14 protein-coding genes and 1 pseudogene are annotated in these 18,936 nt (G+C 36.0%); 6 read left to right on the top strand and 9 right to left on the bottom strand.

Annotated elements, in window-relative coordinates; translation table 11 throughout:
• Both B9T35_RS13425 and B9T35_RS13420 read right to left on the bottom strand, forming a co-directional pair.
• Positions 1 to 1,854 carry an ABC transporter ATP-binding protein gene (locus B9T35_RS13425; protein WP_086191618.1) on the bottom strand — a complete coding sequence of 618 codons (1,854 nt, stop codon included), beginning with the start codon at positions 1,852 to 1,854 and terminating at the stop codon, positions 1 to 3.
• Between the two features lie 23 nt (positions 1,855 to 1,877).
• A complete protein-coding gene (locus B9T35_RS13420) occupies positions 1,878 to 3,119 on the bottom strand; it encodes a mechanosensitive ion channel family protein (RefSeq protein ID WP_086191617.1) in 1,242 nt (413 codons plus the stop codon).
• 269 nt (positions 3,120 to 3,388) lie between these two features.
• Between B9T35_RS13420 and B9T35_RS13415 the strand changes: the two genes are divergently transcribed.
• Together B9T35_RS13415 and B9T35_RS13410 are read left to right on the top strand one after the other, a co-directional pair.
• Complete coding sequence (locus B9T35_RS13415) at positions 3,389 to 5,542, top strand: TonB-dependent siderophore receptor (RefSeq protein WP_322853543.1); 2,154 nt, start codon at positions 3,389 to 3,391, stop codon at positions 5,540 to 5,542.
• Between the two features lie 208 nt (positions 5,543 to 5,750).
• Entirely contained in the window at positions 5,751 to 6,407 is a 657-nt protein-coding gene (locus B9T35_RS13410; protein ID WP_228147151.1) for a hypothetical protein, read from the top strand.
• Positions 6,408 to 6,581: 174 nt separating this feature from the next.
• Here B9T35_RS13410 and B9T35_RS13405 read toward each other — a convergent pair whose 3' ends face one another.
• Positions 6,582 to 7,478 carry a DUF4198 domain-containing protein gene (locus B9T35_RS13405; protein WP_086191615.1) on the bottom strand — a complete coding sequence of 299 codons (897 nt, stop codon included), beginning with the start codon at positions 7,476 to 7,478 and terminating at the stop codon, positions 6,582 to 6,584.
• A gap of 104 nt (positions 7,479 to 7,582) precedes the next feature.
• Between B9T35_RS13405 and B9T35_RS13400 the strand changes: the two genes are divergently transcribed.
• The 3 genes from B9T35_RS13400 to B9T35_RS13390 are packed head-to-tail and all read left to right on the top strand — an operon-like array spanning position 7,583 to position 11,256.
• The gene (locus B9T35_RS13400; protein WP_228147150.1) at positions 7,583 to 9,139 is read left to right on the top strand and encodes a DUF2271 domain-containing protein; all 1,557 of its coding nucleotides are present in this window, start codon (positions 7,583 to 7,585) and stop codon (positions 9,137 to 9,139) included.
• Positions 9,140 to 9,167: 28 nt separating this feature from the next.
• Complete coding sequence (locus tag B9T35_RS13395; protein ID WP_086191614.1) at positions 9,168 to 9,758, top strand: PepSY-associated TM helix domain-containing protein; 591 nt, start codon at positions 9,168 to 9,170, stop codon at positions 9,756 to 9,758.
• A gap of 10 nt (positions 9,759 to 9,768) precedes the next feature.
• The gene (locus B9T35_RS13390) at positions 9,769 to 11,256 is read left to right on the top strand and encodes a sulfite reductase subunit alpha (RefSeq protein WP_086191613.1); all 1,488 of its coding nucleotides are present in this window, start codon (positions 9,769 to 9,771) and stop codon (positions 11,254 to 11,256) included.
• A 140-nt stretch (positions 11,257 to 11,396) separates the two neighbouring features.
• Here the strand turns inward: B9T35_RS13390 and B9T35_RS13385 are convergent, their stop codons facing one another.
• From B9T35_RS13385 to B9T35_RS13360, 6 genes are all read right to left on the bottom strand, one after another.
• Positions 11,397 to 13,466: a TonB-dependent receptor plug domain-containing protein gene (locus B9T35_RS13385; RefSeq protein WP_086191612.1), complete on the bottom strand. Its 2,070-nt coding sequence runs from the start codon at positions 13,464 to 13,466 to the stop codon at positions 11,397 to 11,399.
• A gap of 180 nt (positions 13,467 to 13,646) precedes the next feature.
• Positions 13,647 to 14,183, bottom strand: coding sequence for a DUF2058 domain-containing protein (locus B9T35_RS13380; protein WP_086191611.1), 537 nt, complete (start codon positions 14,181 to 14,183; stop codon positions 13,647 to 13,649).
• A gap of 15 nt (positions 14,184 to 14,198) precedes the next feature.
• Positions 14,199 to 14,873: a YoaK family protein gene (locus B9T35_RS13375; RefSeq protein ID WP_086191610.1), complete on the bottom strand. Its 675-nt coding sequence runs from the start codon at positions 14,871 to 14,873 to the stop codon at positions 14,199 to 14,201.
• 38 nt (positions 14,874 to 14,911) lie between these two features.
• Positions 14,912 to 16,108, bottom strand: coding sequence for a serine/threonine transporter SstT (sstT, locus tag B9T35_RS13370; protein ID WP_086191609.1), 1,197 nt, complete (start codon positions 16,106 to 16,108; stop codon positions 14,912 to 14,914).
• 184 nt (positions 16,109 to 16,292) lie between these two features.
• Positions 16,293 to 18,020 carry a SulP family inorganic anion transporter gene (locus tag B9T35_RS13365; RefSeq protein ID WP_086191608.1) on the bottom strand — a complete coding sequence of 576 codons (1,728 nt, stop codon included), beginning with the start codon at positions 18,018 to 18,020 and terminating at the stop codon, positions 16,293 to 16,295.
• 116 nt (positions 18,021 to 18,136) lie between these two features.
• Positions 18,137 to 18,448 carry an ArsR/SmtB family transcription factor gene (locus B9T35_RS13360; protein ID WP_086191607.1) on the bottom strand — a complete coding sequence of 104 codons (312 nt, stop codon included), beginning with the start codon at positions 18,446 to 18,448 and terminating at the stop codon, positions 18,137 to 18,139.
• A gap of 362 nt (positions 18,449 to 18,810) precedes the next feature.
• Here B9T35_RS13360 and B9T35_RS18295 point away from each other — a divergent pair.
• Positions 18,811 to 18,936: pseudogene (locus B9T35_RS18295) on the top strand (IS5/IS1182 family transposase); the annotation flags it as partial.

Raw genomic sequence — 18,936 nt, 5'->3', positions numbered from 1 at the left:
TTACTCTTGTTCCCTGTTTTTCACGTGTTGTTGTTCTATTAAAAATCCACCTGTTTGGCGTTGCCATAATTGTGCATATATGCCATGTTGCGCAATCAGCTCTTCATGTGTTCCTTGCTCAACAATTTTACCTTGGTCCAATACAATTAAACGATCCATTTGTGCAATTGTGGATAGACGATGTGCGATTGCAATCACCGTTTTTCCTGCCATAAGATCATCTAAACTTGATTGAATGGCTGCTTCAACTTCAGAATCTAAAGCACTGGTGGCTTCATCTAAAATAAGAATAGGTGCATCTTTTAAGAAAACACGAGCGATTGCAATACGTTGACGTTGACCACCTGATAATTTTACGCCACGCTCACCAACATAAGCTTCGTAACCTTTTTTGCCACGTAAGTCGGTCAAATGAGGAATAAACTCATCTGCTTTGGCTTTACGTACAGCAGCAAACATTTCTTCATCACTGGCTTCAGGTCGTCCATATTTAATATTTTCGGACACTGAGCGATGCAATAAAGAAGTATCTTGAGTAACCAAAGCAATATTTTTATGCAAACTATCTTGGGTGATATCTTCTATATTTTGGTTGTCAATAGAAATACGACCTTGGTTGAGCCTGTAAAAGTGCAGTAATAATTGAATCAGCGTAGATTTACCCGCACCTGAGCGTCCAACAATACCGATTTTTTCACCTGGCTTAATATGTAAATTAAAATGATCGATTACATTCTTATCATTATAGGCAAAAGTAACATCTTCAAATTTAATTTCACCTGCAATAATTTTTAGCGGTTGAGCATCTTTTTTGTCTTCAATATGAATCGGTTTACCTAAGGTCATCATACCATCTTGAATTGTTCCAACATTTTCAAATAGGGCAGAGGTTTGCCACATCATAAATGTCGCCATACTATTCAATTTAAGAATCATTGCAGTGGTTGCTGCAATCACCCCAATCGCAGCTTGGCCTTGCATCCACAACCAAACAGCAGTTCCCAAAACACCAAAGAATAAAACAGCAGTCAAAAGATTAGTACTGATTTCATAAAGTGTACCCAAACGCATTTGCTTAAACACAGTACGCATGAATTCTTGCATAGATTCTTTGGCATATTGGCTTTCACGACCCGCATGTGCAAAAAGTTTAACTGTTTGAATATTGGTATAAGCATCTGTGACACGACCTGTCATTACGGCGCGCGCATCTGCTTGTTCTTTTGAAATTTTCCCTAATTTAGGAATGAAGAAACAGGCAGAACTTACAAATAGAATTAGCCATAAAAATAAAGGTAATAACAGAATAGGAGAAATTGAGCCAAATACGATACTAATCGTAATAAAGTAAATTATGACGTAGGTCAGCATATCGCCCAAAATAACCCAAAACTCACGAACCGCGAGTGAGGTTTGCATCACTTTTGCAGAAAGTCGTCCTGCGAAATCATTGTGAAAAAAATCAAAACCTTGTAATAGTAATAAGTTATGAAACCTCCAACGCAAGCGCATTGGAAAACTACTATATAAAATTTGATGACGTACTACCGATTGCATACTGGCAAATATAATATTACCAAACAAAAAGAAACTGAGTACGATGAGGTTAGATTTATGATTTTTTAAGAAATCTTCGGGTTTAGATTGAGTTAGCCAATCAACCAAATGTCCGATCTGAGAGAAGAAAATGGCTTCAAAGCTTGCTGTAGCTGCTGTCAGTAAAATAAGTACCAATAAATAGCGTTTCACTCCATTTGCAGCTTGCCATACAAAGGGAAAGAAGGTTTTTGGCAATGGTTCGTTTAAACCTTTTGATGGATAGGGGTCAACTAATTTTTCGAACCATTGCAGCATAAAATTCTCTTATTGGTTTGATGTTATAAACTATTTCTAGAAAGTGCCCGAAGATCTGCACCTGAAGGCGCTTGATAAATACTTAATCCAAATTCAGGAATAATTGCGATTAAATGATCGAATATATCCGATTGAATTTTTTCATAACTATTCCAAACAGTGGTGGTGGTAAAAGCATATATCTCTAAAGGTAAACCTTCACTGGTCGGTTGTAATTGGCGTACGATTAACGACAAATTTTGAGAAATATCGCTATGTTGTTTAAGATACAACTCGACATATGCCCTAAATGTACCAACATTCGTTAGACGTCTACAATTATATACTGATTGATTTCCCAATTGTTGATTAAAGTCAGTCAGCTCAGCTTGCTTATGATCTAAGTATTGGTTTAATAATAAGAAAGCTTTGAGCTTTTCTAGCTCGGGATCACTCATAAAATGAATACTTGTTTGATCAATAAAAATGGAGCGTTTAATACGGCGTGCACCTAATTGCTGCATACCTCGCCAGTTTTTAAAGGTGTCTGTGACTAAGCGATTGGTTGGAATGGTGGTTAACGTTTTATCAAAATTTTGAACAGTAATGGTATGTAATGACATATCAATGACATCACCATCGGCATTCAGTGAAGGCATTTCAATCCAATCACCAATTCGTACCATATCATAAGATGAAATTTGTACAGAAGCGACCAGAGATAAAATTGTATTTTGAAAAACCAGCATCAATACGGCAGCCATAGCACCAAAGCCTGCCATGAGAGTAAAGATATCTTTATTTAAAAAAGTACCTAAAATCATTAATCCGCAGACAATATATAAAATCAGCTTAACCAGTTGTATATAACCCTTAATTGGTTTGTTGTGCGATTTTGGATTACGTTGATAGATTAAATTAAAAATATTTAAGAATTCACTAATGGCCAAGGCGATCGTCAGAAAAATAAAGGCTTGCGCCATCATCTGAACCAAAACAATAATTTTTTCTGTCAGATAGGGAACAGTTTTGATTCCATTTAAAATAACAATTGCGGGAACAATATTAGAAATACGTCGAATAACACTATGCTGAGCAAAGATCTCGTTATTGGCAAATTTCATTTTTGAAATAAGTTTTCGGATACCTTTTACAATGATTTTTTTTGCAATTAGATTTGCCACCAATGCAAAAAAGAGGAGCACTGCTAAAGCACTTAACATTTCTAACCATGGATATTGATCTGACCAGTCTTGAATTTCTTGAAGGAAAGCAAATTTATACAAAGAAACAGTCTCTTATCATTTAAAATGATACATTATGAATGAATATCAATAATATGCGTTTAGTTTAACATTTTGACTACATTAAAAAATGAAGCATTCTGAGCAACTTATTAACTTAATTTAATGAATATCAACCTTTTTTGAGGTTTTACACGGTAAATAGACTTCAATAATTAGAAGAAATAAAGTTAAAAACAATTCTCATTATCTTTTATGTGAATTACAATGTGCACTTTATTTACTCTCCCTTTGTTCAGATTGAGATATTCGTGCGTACATTAAATTCTTTAAGTGTCAGTATAAAATTATTATTGGGAATTGGTTTCATCACACCAAGCATCTCTCATGCCGTTGATGCACAACCGAATATTAATCAGCTAGAAACAATTCAAGTAACAGCTGAAAATGATTCATCACAGCATTATCTGGCTCAGAAATCAGCAAGTACTTTAAGAGGAAATACGAAAAATTTAGAAACTTCACAAACGGTAAATGTTGTATCTAAACAATATATCCAAGATTATGATCCCGCTAATTTAGATAATGCATTAACACAAGTGAGTGGCGTTACTCAAGGTAATACCTTGGGTGGGACACAAGATACTGTAATGAAACGCGGTTTTGGTGATAACCGTGATGGCTCAATTATGGTCAACGGCATGCCGATTGTTCAAGGTCGAGTCATGAATGCAGCCGTTGAACAAGTGGAAGTATTAAAAGGTCCCGCATCATTGTTATATGGAATTATGGACCCTGGTGGTGTTGTTAATGTTGTTACCAAGAAACCATTAAAAGAACAAAGTACAGAAGTATCACTTTATGGTTCAAGCTATGAAGCAGGCAAAAATGGCTATGGTGCAAGTTTTGATACCACTGGTGCGATAGAGAATAGTAATTTTGCTTATCGATTGATTGTCGACCATTCAGATGCCGACTATTGGCGTAATTTTGGAAATAGCAAACAAACTTTAATTGCACCATCTATTGCTTGGGATAATGGTCAAACTCAAGTGAATTTAAGTTATCAATATCGTGACTTTGATGTGCCATTTGATCGAAGCACCATTTTTGATTTAGCTACAGGTAAAGCGCTACCCATTTCAAAATATACACGTTTAGACGAAGCATTTAATCAAATGCAAGGTGAAGACCATTTAGCGCAACTTTCTGTTGATCATAAAATTAATGATGATTGGAGCGCACATTTAGGTTATAGCTATAACTATGAAACCTATGATGCAAACCAATTACGTATAACCAAACTCGATACAGTTAAACACACAGTGACGCGTCGAACTGATGCAACGCTCAATGCTGAAAGTGTTGATAGTAATGCGCAAGCTTACATCAATGGTAATTTAAATCTTTTTGGCTTTAAAAATGATATTCAATTGGGGACTGATATTGAATATCGCAAATACTTTAGACCCGATATGGTACGTGGTAATACATCGACTCTAGATTATTTAAATCCAAGTTTTGGTCAGGTTGAACCTTCAAAAAATATTGTTGCATCAGATAGTGATCAAACCGATAAATTACACACTTACGGTTTTTATTTACAAGATGCACTACATTTAAATGATCAATGGATTGCGATCTTAGGTGGACGCTATATTGCATATCAACAAAAAGCAGGCCGAGGGAGACCTTTTGGTTTAAATACCAATACAGATGATAGTGCATGGCTACCTCATGTCGGTTTAGTTTATAAATGGAATGACCAACTTTCACTTTATACAAGTTATACCGAGTCATTAAAGCCTTCATCATCTATTGCGCCAATGAATGGTACGGTGATTGATTCTAATATTGAACCTGAACAATCTAAGTCTTATGAATTCGGTGCCAAATACGAGTTAAATGACCGTATACAAGCTAATTTTGCGCTTTATGATATTAAAAAACGTAATGTTTTAGACACCATTACCGTCAATGGTGAAACTCAATTACATACTGCAGGTGGCGTTCGCTCAAAAGGTGCTGAATTTGACCTAACAGGACGTATAACGGATCAATTAGATGCGACACTCACTTATGCTTATACAGATGCAAAAATTACTGAAGATGATGATAAAAATTTAGTCAATAATCGTCTAGGTAATGTCGCAAAGAATACGGCTTCTTTAGCATTTGCTTATAATTATGGTGATTTCTTAAATGGTCAGTTACGTCTAGGTTTAAGCGGAAACTATGTTGGCAAACGTGCAGGAGATACAGAAAATAAATTTGATTTACCTGATTATGCTGTTGCCAATGCATTTGTAAGTTATGACACTAAAATTGCGAAGCAAGATGTAAATTTCAAACTGAACTTAAATAATATGTTCGATACAACTTACTACACAGCCAGTGTGAATAACCTTACGGTTTCACAAGGTGATTCTCGTCAAGCTGTGTTACGTGCAACTGTAAAATTCTAAGGGCTTTAATATGGAAATATAGATTTCTTGCATAAGTAATTTAAAAAGCTTTTTATATTTATTATTTAAAGAAAAATGACAAGGCTTTGTGAAAGAAATCTATATTCGTGAGATCGGAGTAATCACCAAATTGTGATTACTCTCTTAAAAGGTATTGATGTTGATAAAATTATTTTTAAAATCAAAGACTCTTATGCATAGTGTCGTAATGAGTATCTTTCTGTTACTTGCAAACGCCACATTTGCAAAACCATTGAATATTATGCTTGTTTCTCAAATCAACAGTTCATCAGCAGTTACTGATCTTGCAATTCAAAAGCATCTACAAAGCTCAGGCTATCATGTTCAAGTAGTAGATCAGATTCAGCAACCTACTGATATTCAAAAAATAGATCTTGTTATTCTTTCCTCAACGGTTGCTTCAAAAAATTTGCAAAAAGGGTGGCGAGAGTTGGCTATTCCTTTGCTCACTTGGGAAAATGATTATTTAGATGATTTAGCCATGACGGGAAAGCGTTCAGATATTGATTTTGGTGAAGTCGAAAAAGATCGATATTTATGGATGGTGAATGCACCACATCCTTTATCAGCAGGTTTAGCTGCGGGTACGTTGAATGTCTATCAAGCTCAGGCACCTATGAGTTGGGGTAAACCTGGTTTAGGGGCGACAATCATTGCGACAGTGTATGGGCAACCAGAAAAACCTGCAATTTGGGCTTATGAGAAGGGCGCAACAATGGATTATGAAACACTTGCTCCTGCAAAGCGTATGATGTTTTTTATGAATAATGATACTTTTACCAATTTGAATTCAGATGGTCTTAAGTTATTCGATCAAGCCATTGAATGGATGCTTCTGCAATAAAAGGATTTATTGAAAAAGCTTTTGACTTAATGTGAAATGAAAATGGAGGATATTTTATCCTCCATTTTTATACATTTTACTAAACGAATTACAGCTTACTTCCCTATGAAACAATCTTTTTCATTCGTAGAGAAGAAACATAAAAATGTTGTGAATAGTTCTGCAAGGTGTCTGTTATTCAGTGACTTCTACTGTTAAACCATAGCTATAAATATCACTTTCAGGTTTCTTGGTATTATCAGGATTTGCTTCTGGATAGGCTGTAGAAATTAAATAAATGCCTGCTTTTTCCAATTTAATTTCAACTTCACCCTTTGCATTGGTTTTTACATGCGGTAATTCACGTTGAGCACTGGTCTCATAGCTTCCAGCACCTTTAAAAACGTCAATTTCAAGGTTTGGAACAGGTTTACCATTATTCAAAACTTGTGCTTTTAATGATTCACCAGCAAACAATTCGTTTGGATGTGTCAGCAATTTAAACTCAAAACCTTTGTTGTTTACAGCAGGCAACGGGCTTGGTTTGCCTTTTGTCACAAAGCTTTCTGCAATAATATTATTTTTAACTTCTAAAGTTGGAGCATTTGCAGGAACTTGATCCGCTGAAATCATACGGGGTGGTTGATTCGCAGTTGCTGGCTTTGTGTTTTCAGCTTGTACTGGTTTAGGTTCAACTTTTTGCTCTGCATTCTGCATTTGTGGGCGAACAGGGCGGACACGTAACCAACGACCATCAACCAAAGCATATTTACCACTGTTACCTAAAGCATCTTGAGTACGAATACGATAAGTACCATCTTTAGGTAAATCAAATTCAGCAACATTAAAGCGCTTCAGCGTTGCTGCTGGGCTAATAGTGGTTTGTTTGCCATCAGGTTCTGTAATGACATAATTGGTCTTAAAATTAATACCTGGTACAAAAAACTTCTCAATCGTTAATGCACTTTGGAAACTAATATTCTGAGCTGCCTTTGTATCAAATACTTCAGGAAGTACAAAAGGACTAATTGTATGTGCAGAACTCATCACAGGAAGTGATGAAAGGAAAGCTATTTTCAACCATTTATTCATAATAAAACCACCTACTCGAGAATATTTTAAATAATTTGCAATAATGTACTTGATAACAAATATCATTATCAATATTATTTGTAAAAATATTTCGGAGTATCAGTGTGTCTACATCTGTAAGAAATTTTTATCCTATCCGCGCTGCTTTTAAACTCACCCCTCTGGTTATGGCAATCGCACTGATTTCTCCTCTAAGTGTTCATGCAGAAAATACGGGTCAAACCTTAGAACAACTAGATCAAGCCAGCTTACAGAGCCACAGATTCCACCGTGACCATGTCCTAGGAACATCATTAGATGTCGTGATTACAGGTACATCGAAGCAAGAGGCAACTCGTGCAATATCAATTATTGAAAAAGAAATAGCACATTTGGATCAAGCTTTATCAACATGGCGTGATGACAGTGAAATTAGCACACTGAATCAAAATAAAAGCATTCAAGCTTCACCTGAGCTTTTTGAAGTCATTGCAGCTTGCGAAAATATGCGTGGTCAAACCTGTGGTGCTTTTGATGCACGCTTAGGTCAATTAATTGCACTTTGGGAAAAATCACAAGGTGTAGTCGAGTTAGATCAAACGACTCGTCAACAGGTATTGAAGCAACTAAAAGACAATAGCGTTGTTTTAGATCATAACAATCAGAAAATTAGTATTGATTCATCGGTTCAATTCGCACCCGATGCTTATGCAAAAGGCTATATTATTGATAAAGCTTTAGCTGTTGCACGTCAACAAGTTCCTTCTATTCAAGGTTTATTGATTGATATTGGTGGTGATATGCGTGTGTGGGGCAATGCGCCACAGAAATCAGGTTGGGCGATTGGTGTACAAGATGCGTTCAATCACTTTGATAATGCAACTCCACAGCAAGTTCTTAATTTAAATGATCAAGCTGTTGCCTTTAGTGGTAAAGGTTATCGAAATTTAGCAGGTCAAACTCATTTATTGAATCCAAAAACAGGGCTGCCTTTAAATCAAGTTGAGCAATGTGTGGTTGTCGGTACGTGTGCTGCTGATTCAGATGCCTTAGCAACGGCTTTAACTGCGATGACACCATCGGAAGGCATTGAACTCATTGAAGCATTGGTTGGCTATGAAGCTCAAATGACCATGAGTAATGGACAAATGTATCAAAGTAGTGGTTGGAATAATTTAATCCAAACGCCACAAAATGCAGAAATGTTGACTGTTGCTAGTACAGCTTCCGCAAAATGGCCAGCGGGTTATCAAGCCATTTTAGATGTGAATATCCCAAAGATAAGTGTTGAAAAATATCGTGCGCCTTACGTTTCGGTTTGGGTCACGGATAGTGATAAAAAAATTGTCCGTACTTTAGCTGTGTGGGGACAAGATGAAAAATGGATTAATTCTAACTATGTGTGGTGGAGACGTTATGGTCGCCAAATGCCGAACTTAGATGCTGTGGCAAAACCTTCACGTCAACCAGGTCAATATAAATTGGCTTGGGATGGTAAAGATGATGCAGGAAAAGCGGTTGCAGCTGGGCAATATCAAATTCATGTTGAAACATCACGTGAACACGGCGACCATTCTTATCAGACATTTGATTTGGATGTAAAAGCAAAGGCTGCAAATCAGACTTTAGCTGCACAAAAGGAAATTGGTACACTTAAACTTAACTTCCAAAAAGTGAATTAAGCACTATTCACAGATCGAGATTTAAATCGTGTATCAACGTCGAGACTTTTACCGCCATGCACGTTATGTGCATGGCTGGTTATCTGCATTTGCTTTTTTAGTTCTTATTTTCTTTTCAATTACAGGATTATTTCTCAACCATCCTAATTGGTTTGAACCTGCTAAAACAGAAGAAAGTACTAAAATTACTTTGCCTACTCCTATACTAGAAAGCATTAAACAGCAAGAAAACCCAAGCAATACGATTTTAGATTATGTTCGTCAAAATCAGTCTGTTGTTGGGCGCTATCAAAGTAGTGAAGTGATTGATAATGAAGTCATGATTCATTTAGAAAGCCCAGCAGGTGCAACTGATATTTGGGTTACTTTAGATAATGGTCAAGCTGAAATTACGCAAAAACCTGCATCTACAATTTCTTTAATCAATGACTTACATCGTGGTAAAAACTCAGGTACAGCTTGGAGTTTACTCATTGATATCAGCGCGATTTTAATCGTTGCCTTATCTTTGGCAGGTTTTATTTTATTTTTAAGTATTAAAACTCGTCTAGTAACACATCTAGTTTTAACCGCAACCAGTTTAATTGTACTGATGTTTCTGATTTGGTCAGCAGTTTAAGGGCAGAGTCATGACACATGCGGTAATAACCATTCTAATTGCACTTGCTTTGCTTCTTTTATTGAATATCATCATTCTTGTGATATTGATTTGGTGTAAGAAATCAAAGCCAATTCAGAAAAAAAATACTGATTATTTAATTGTTTATGCAAGCCAATCTGGAAATGCTGAAAACTTAGCACGACAAACGGCACTGCAATTGCAAAATATTGGATCTTCTGTCGACGTTTTCAATATTCAAAATATAAAAGTTGAGCATTTAAAACAAGCCCAAAAGACACTTTGGATTGTCAGTACTTATGGTGAAGGTGATGCACCAGATACTGCACGTCAATTCATTAAAGAAGTGATGAGTCAATCTATTGATTTATCACATCAACATTATGCAGTTTTGGCTTTGGGTGATCGCTATTATCATTACTTTTGTCAGTTTGGTCAGAATTTAAATCAATGGCTACAAAGACAAAATGCACAGGCTTATTTTGATTTGGTCTGTGTTGACCAGTTGAAAGCTGATGATTTATCGATATGGAAAAAACAGCTTGAGAAAATAACTCAAAAGACACTTATTCCCCTGAAAGATCAGCGTTGGATTGATTTTAAGATTAAACAGCGTGATTTATTGAATGAAGGGAGTCAAGGTCATCCAATTTATCGTATCCGACTTGATTATAGTGAAGCAATAGCATGGGAATCTGGTGATATTTTAGAAGTTCACTGTGCAAATGCTACCAATAGAATCCATGCTTTTTTATCTGAACATCAGCAAATGATTTCTGATGCGAACATTGAAAGTTTGAAATATAAAAACCTCCGTCAGGCTCAGCAATCAGTTCGAGAGAATCATCAATATTTTTCAGATTGGACTATGCAACTTGAGGATTTAAATCCTCGAGATTATTCAATTGCCAGTATTCCTAAACAAGGTTATTTAGAACTTGTTGTACGTCAAGAAATCAGTAAATATGGTTTAGGATTAAGTTCAGGATGGCTGACCCAAGGTCTAAAGCTTGGTGAAATAATTAAAGCGAGAATTCGCACAAATGCTTCCTTCCATTTAAGTAAAAATAATCAGCCAATTATCCTGATTGGGAATGGTTCTGGTATCGCAGGCTTATTGTCACATTTACAGCAACGTGTAGAATGGGGTTATACACAAAATTGGCTGATTTTTGGGGAACGCCAACAGCAGTTTGATTATTTATACGCTGAACAAATTCAACTGTGGCAAACTCAAGGTGTATTGGCTGATGTTGACTATGCTTTTTCGCGAGATCAATCAGTTAATCAACTGAATCATAAAAGATACGTACAAGATTGTTTAATTGAAAAATCTGAGCAATTAAAGCAATGGATAGCAAGAGGTGCGACAATTTATGTCTGCGGTAGCTTAAAAGGCATGGCACAAGGTGTTGATCAAGCATTGATTCAGATTTTAGGTATAGATAAAGTTTCGGAATTGATGGATCAAAATCGCTATTTACGAGATGTTTATTAAGAGCTTTTCTTCTTCATTTTAATTAAAAAACCGATGATTGATCATCGGTTTTTTTATCAATAAATATTCTGTATAAAAACGATGAAGGATTCATACAAGAAAACTATTCAAAACACTATTAAAGTCAGCGAGTTTTAAACTTAAAATTTCTTCTCTAAACTCAATAAAACACTCGGAATGGCTTCATTGATCCGTGCTTGATACAAACTGCCATCGGTTTGATTATTTAAACGTTCTTTGTAGTCTGTGCTTAAAATATTACGTGCACTGAGAGTGGTTGCCCAACCTTGTTTAAAGCGTTTGGTCATACTAATATCAACGTTGAAACGTTCGTTTATTGTCCGTGTATAAGGTTGATTATCTAAATCACGAGTGAACTCTGGTACATAACTCACATTGATACTGGTTGCAAGTTGCCATGGTTGATAATTATAAGAGACGCCTGCACTTGCTGTGTAGGGTGCAACATCACTGGCTAAGCGTTCTTGATGATTTTCATCTTCAACCTTAGCTCGGACTGTTGAAAGTTGTCCATTGAGCATAAATGAATGACCATGCTCTGTTTGTTTTAAAGCATAACGACCTGAAACTTCGACCCCATAGGTTGTTGCATTATCTTGATTATGTGGACGCTCTACAAAGCGATCACCCTCAAGCTGAATCACTTTTTCAATATAATCATCAATTTTACGATGGAAAGCCGTGACATTTACACCGCCTGAAGCCGTGTTATAGCCAAGTGTTGATTCAATTGCAGATATTTTTTCAGGACGAAGATTAGGATTACCACCACGATCAGGATTATTTAGAGAACCTGCATCTGAGTCAGTAGATACTGAAATCGTAGGTGAAAGACTATTGCTGTTTGGGCTTTTGAATGCCTGACTTAAATTAGTTTGCAATGACCAGTTCTGAGTAAAATCAAAACGATGTGCTAAAACTGGACTTAGGTGCTGATCACTATAATCGACTAATCCAGATCGCTGAACCCATTCTTGGCGCACACCAAGAGTGACTGTTTGGCGTTTGGTAAAACGTAAACTACCTTCACTATATAGCGCATAACGTTGTTCATCTAAAGTATCTGTAATATTACTTTCTAATTCACTAGCACGAGTATCAACCCCAAACTTAATTTGCTTGGTTTCACCAAACTTACGAACCCCATCATACGCGAATCCATACTCATTCACCGTTTCATCAGTATAAGTATTTAACTGACTTGAACGTGTTGATTCAGTTTCATTCTGTTTTTCTACAGATAAACGAATTTTATCGGAGTCACCTTTATCTTTACGTTCATAACGGGTGTTTAAACGAATACTGTCATTTTTATCTTTTTGAACTTGATCCCCAGTTAAACCATCACTTTTATTATTACGATAGAAGATTTCACCCACCAATTTTTGCTGATCATCTAATTCGTATTCAAGGCGAGGTGAAAACATAAATGAATTACGCTCAGTAACACGTTTTTGTTCTCTGGTTTGATTTGCTGTCTGTGTTTTAGTGACGGAGGTCGTGTCATTCCACATTTGATTTGCAGAAAGGCTGTATAACCATGCTTTATCACGACCATCCATTTGGACACTTAGATTTTTGCGCTCTTCTTCTTTACGCTCAGATTGAGCGACACCATAACCCGCGCGAATTGTGCCACCTAAACGTTTATCATCTAAAGGTACTTTAAGGATAATATTAATCACAGCCGATGAAGAAACTGAAGCCTGTGCCACGCTGGGTTGTTTGGTAATTTCAATTTTTTCAATCATATCGGGTGTTAATGTATCTACAATGGACATACCACCACGAGGACCCCCTTGAACGGGTTCACCATTGATTAAGAAAATAGGTGCACCGCCACCACGGAAGCGCATACCTGATGCACCACCTCCGCCACGTGGACCTTGACCTGGTGTTGGTATTTGAAAACCAGCAGCACGACGTAATGCATCATTGACGGATTGGTCACCGAATTGAAGCATTTCCTCTCGTGTCACAATCGTTTTCGCAACAGCGCTAATATCAGGATCTTTAGGTGCTTCTGCCTGAGCCTGAAAGGTTAGGGTAGATAAATTTTTTACAGCAGGATCTGCCCCCTGTGGTGTTACAGCAACATTATTATTTTCTTCTGCACATACGGAAAATGATGCACATAATACTGCAAAACTTAAGGTGCTTAATTTTAAATAAGGTCGGGTGCGATTCATGTGACGCAAATCCATTTGTGTAATTTTTCGCAAGAATAACTGACAATTATGTAGAAATTTTGAGGAAATAGCATTTTTAGAAAAATATTGTGTATTCTCTAGATTTTTATTGTTACTTTTACTTTTCAAATGTAAGCCATAAAAAAACCAGTGACAAGCACTGGTTTTTATAAAAAATATTTACCACATCAAATCATCAGGAATCACATAGGCTGCGTATGGATCTTCTTCATCTGTTGTTTCATTATTCTTTTCAGAATTATTCACAATAATAAAGCCTTGTTGTTTTTCATCAATACGATCAGCCAATGCTTTTGGTAAAAAAGCATAAGATTCATGATCTTTTGCAACGACTAAACTCCCAGAAACGAGGGCATTATAGATTTGTTGATTGATATACATTTTTTTGATTTTAGAGTCATCAATAAATTGATAAACAACATCGCCATTCGTATCTTTAATTTTATGTTGCGTGATCATTTGAATGATGGATGCTTTTAACGCTTTTTCTTCTAAAAGTCGTTGTTTTTCCATATTCAAAGACTGATCTTTCGCAATTTTTTCTTGCTTGTCTAGTTCAATCTTTGCTTTCATTTCAGCTTCAAGGCTTTGACCTGTACGATGCTCATGTTGCGCCTGTTTAGACAATTTTTTTGCCTTTTTATTATCCACCAAGCCTGCTTTTAAAAGCTGTGCTTGCAACGCATTTTTAACCATATCAAATACCAACCATTACTTTTGAGCAAAAGAATACTGTAAATAAATTAACCAATAAACAACGCAGAGAATCAAACTGAGTCCTGCGGGTATAAGGAAAGCATGTAATTGTAAATAAGGATAGGCAAGAGTTGCAATTACTCCACCTAAAATAAAACCAATCAATATTAATAAATGTAAGATGACTTTGCGTTTTTCAACAATTAAGCCTCTAAAACGATAACCCAATGCTAAACCTAAATCTGTCAGTACACCTGATAAATGGGTAGTACGAATGATAGCGCCTTTATAATGACTGACCATCGCATTTTGTATACCCATAGCCGCACTTGCCCAAAGCAAAGCATAACGTGGGAAATAGGGCAGGAAAAGCCAACATAGAAAAATAAACAGAGCAACTAAACTCAGTGGTATTCCATAACGTCGTCCAAGTTCAAAGTGACTATTTCCAAGAATTAAACCACTATAGCTTGAACCTAAAACATAGCTACAGATAATCAGAAATAGATAAACCACGACATCATATTGTTGATAAATTAAGGCTTGAGCGAGAAGGCTAGCATTCCCTGTCATATGAGATACAGATTGATGTAAAACAGTAATTAAACCCAGTACATTAATCATGCCCGCATTAATGGCGAGCATGAAAGCACCAAGTTGAATCCAGACAGGTAAATGCTGAAAAGGCATAAGTCCATCAAATACTAAATAATAAAAGAATCAGTATATTACTTTTTTGAAAGATCTACAGCAGCAGTGAATAAGACATCAGTCGAAGAGTTGAGTGCAGTTTCAGTCGAATCTTGCAATACACTAATCACCATACCAATTGCGACCACTTGCATTGCGATTTCAGTTGGAATACCGAATAGACCACATGCAACAGGAATTAGTAATAATGATCCACCTGCAACACCAGAAGCACCGCATGCCGTAACCACTGCAACAACAGATAAAATCATCATCGTCACAAAATCGACATGAATATGTAAGGTATTTACAGCCGCTAGCGTTAATATGGTAATTGTAACAGCAGCCCCTGCCATATTAATGGTTGCGCCTAATGGAATCGAAACTCCAGCCGTTGCTTCATTGACACCTAAACGTTTGGCTAAGTCTAAATTCACAGGAATATTTGCTGCTGAACTACGTGTGAAGAATGCAGTAATACCACTTTCTCTTAAGCATTTGAGTACCAAAGGATATGGGTTTTTGCGCATGACAATTGCAACAAGAATTGGATTAATCACCAAGGCAACAAAACACATGGTCGCAACAAGCACGATAATTAAGTGTGCATAATTTTCTAATGTTTCTAAACCTGCTTGCGCAAAAGTTGCCACAACCAAACCAAAAATACCCAAAGGTGCAAAATTAATGACAATACGAATCATTGAATTTACCGCATTTGAAATGTCGGTAATCACGTGTTTCGTTGTATCAGAACTATGACGTAATGCCACACCTAAGCCCACAGCCCAAGCTAAAATCCCAATGAAATTTGCTTCATTTAAAGCTGTAATTGGATTTGTAATAAAGCTCAGCAATAAGTTCTTTAAAACTTCTGAGATGCTACCAGGTGGTTGTAACGTTGCTTCTGTCCCACTGGTAAATAATAATGTGCTTGGGAATAAAATACTTGCAGCAACAGCACTCAAGGCAGCCAATAACATGCCAACGACATACATGCCTAAAATAGGCTTTAAGTTGCCTGCACCCTGACCGACTCTAAAGTTGGTAATTGAAGCCAGAACCAGAACAAACACCAAAATAGGTGCCACTGATTTTAGTGCTTTAATAAATAAGTCACCCAAAAGGCTGACATAAGGTGCTACATTTGGAAACAAATAAGCAACGATGAAACCAAGGATGATGGCAATTAAAATACGTGTAACTAAACTTAATCGTGCTAGGGCAGCGAACATAATTGAACCTTAATGCCTAAACTGGCCTAAAATCAATAAACGAGACTTACTATTCTATACCTAAACTGTGTAACAAAAAAAATACTATTTTGTCATAAAAATTAAGATATTAAAAAATATGTAAGTTTTTCTTATTCAAACTTATTTTTCAGCTTGAATTTTAAACTATTTATCAAATAATTGTTTAACAAAATGTTTTTAAATCTAATTCATACATTGCTTGATAGTGCGTTAAATAGATATTTCCACTGAGTTGTTTCAGTAGTTTAGATGATTTTAATCGATCCATCACTGGCCCTTTGACTTCAGACAAATGTAGTTTGATGTCTAATTTAGCCAATTCAGCATTAATTTCTTCCAATGTTTCTAAAGCACTTAAATCAATATTACTAATACTTGAGCAATTGATGACAACATGATGTAAATCATTATTTTGACTGACTTCGTAGATGATAAATTCTTTGAGCGTATTGGCATTCAAAAAAGTTAAGTTTTCATCTATACGAATTGACACAATATTGGCACTGGTTACAACAGAATGCCGAGAAATATTTCTAAAATGTTGTGTACCTTCCACCAAACCAATCACAGCAATATGTGGACGACTGATCCGCCATAATAAAAGGATAAACGTTGAAACAATACCAATAATTAAACCTGTGGAAATATCAATGCAGAGTACACCCAAAAAAGTAACCCACATTGCAATCCCATCCGCTTTAGAATAATGCCAAGATTCTATGAACGGTTTAAAATCGACGAGTTTCCAAATTGAAACAATAATGGTGGCCGCTAAAATGGCTAAAGGAAGTTCCCGAAATAGCCCCGTAAAATATAGACTGACTAATATAATAAAGAAGGAGGAAATCACACCTGCCATCGGTGTTCTTGCACCAGCATCCGCATTCACAACAGTACGAGATAAACTGCCTGTCACTGGAAAGGCTGATGTTATTCCTGCACCAATATTGGCTAAACCTAAAGCAATTAATTCCTGATTACTATTCAGTTCACTACGCTGTTGAAATGCAGTGGCTTGCGCAATAGAAATAGATTCAACAAAACTGACCATTGCAATCATTGCTGCCCCGGGTAGCAATTGAATCACCATTTCCCAAGTCCAAAATGGCATATTAATTGGTGGGAAGCCTGATGGAATTTCACCTACGGTTTTAATACCGAGTTGATCGATATGTAAAAAATGAACCAATCCGATGGATACAAAGACTAAAATTAAGGGCAGTGCTTTAACGAGGAAATGAGCAGATGTTGTAATTTTTTTAATGAAATCTGAATTTAAAATTTTAGGGGCATAAACCAAGAATAAAATAGCGAGTAGACCAAAAATGAATGTTTCGATATGAATAAAACGAAAGTATTGCCAAAAACTAATTGCAAATTCAATGATATTGCCTGATTTTAAAGGAAGATCCACCAGAAATTTAAATTGACTGAGTGCAATAAGTACAGCTGAAGCAATAATAAAGCTTTTAATCACAGGATGGCTAATCAAACGAATCAGAAAGCCAAAACGGAACACACCTAAAAGTAAGGAAAGAACACCAACTAAAACAGCAAGTAAGCATGCTGCCTGAATGTATACAGGTGACCCCACTTCATACAACGGCTCTAAAGTGGCAAAAGTCATCATAGAGATGAGTGCGACTGGTCCAATCGATAACGTAGGGCTTCCACCAACCAATGCATAAATAATCATGGGTAAAATGCTGGCGTATAAACCTGTTATTGGGGGCAAACCTGCCACCATCGCATATGCCATGCCTTGTGGAACCAGCATTGCAATTACAATAAATGCCGACAGTAAATCTGCCCTAAATTTCGGTAGATTATAATCCTGAAGCCATGACCATACAGGTAAAATAGAGCTGAGTCGAAATTTTGGGAGAGCCATACTGTCTTCATTATCATATTTACATATATATTATGCATAAAAAAAGATAAAGAATACAGCGATGACTATTCAATAGATGATGATGAATTGATTTACATCAATATTTAATCAAGATATTAAGGTGTAGGGCAGTAGAGTTCATATAAGGTATTGAGCACAGTCGCTAACTTTTGATCTTTGATGGAATAAAAAATCTGTTTGCCATCACGTCGTGTATTCACGACATCACTTTTGCGAAGCATCATCAATTGTTGAGAGAGTGTAGGTTGAGTAATTTTGGTTTTATCTTCAATTTGGGAGACATTTAACTCTTCTTGCACAAGGTGACAAAGAATAAGCAAACGATCCGTATTCGCTAAAGATTTTAAAATGGTGACCACAGACTCAGCTGAATCGCGCATTACATTTATTTCAAAAGCATTATCCATTAATAAAAATTTTCCTAGTTTGAACGTTGATTAGTATAGCTCTAGCAAGATGAGGTATCTCCAAATATTGTAGAGCTTTATATTGTTTTTTTGAATTATTTTTATAAATTTAGTTGATATAAAAGAGGGGCTTTCAACGTACGCATCCAAATTAATTTAAACTTAATTTTTAACAAAAATAAACTTTAAAAAAAGAGCATGATTGCTAGAATCTTAAGTTAATTATAAATTCATTCATTTTTTATTAAAATTTAATAAAATAGTAGAAATTTAATATGCAATATACTAAAAAATTAGCACAATTAGTGGGCTTTGTTGCACAAAGCTGTTCTTAAAGGCTTCTTTAGCAATATAATTTCAATATGAAGAAGCCAGCATCGAAAACTTATCATACGACCAATTGGTCCTCTTATAACCGAGCATTAATAAATCGAGGAAATATCTCGATTTGGTTTGATCCTAGGACTCAATGGTATGCTCACCCACAA

The organism is Acinetobacter sp. ANC 3832 (assembly GCF_002135415.1).
Taxonomy (GTDB): Bacteria; Pseudomonadota; Gammaproteobacteria; order Pseudomonadales; family Moraxellaceae; genus Acinetobacter.
This window is presented reverse-complemented; position numbering and strand designations above follow the sequence as displayed.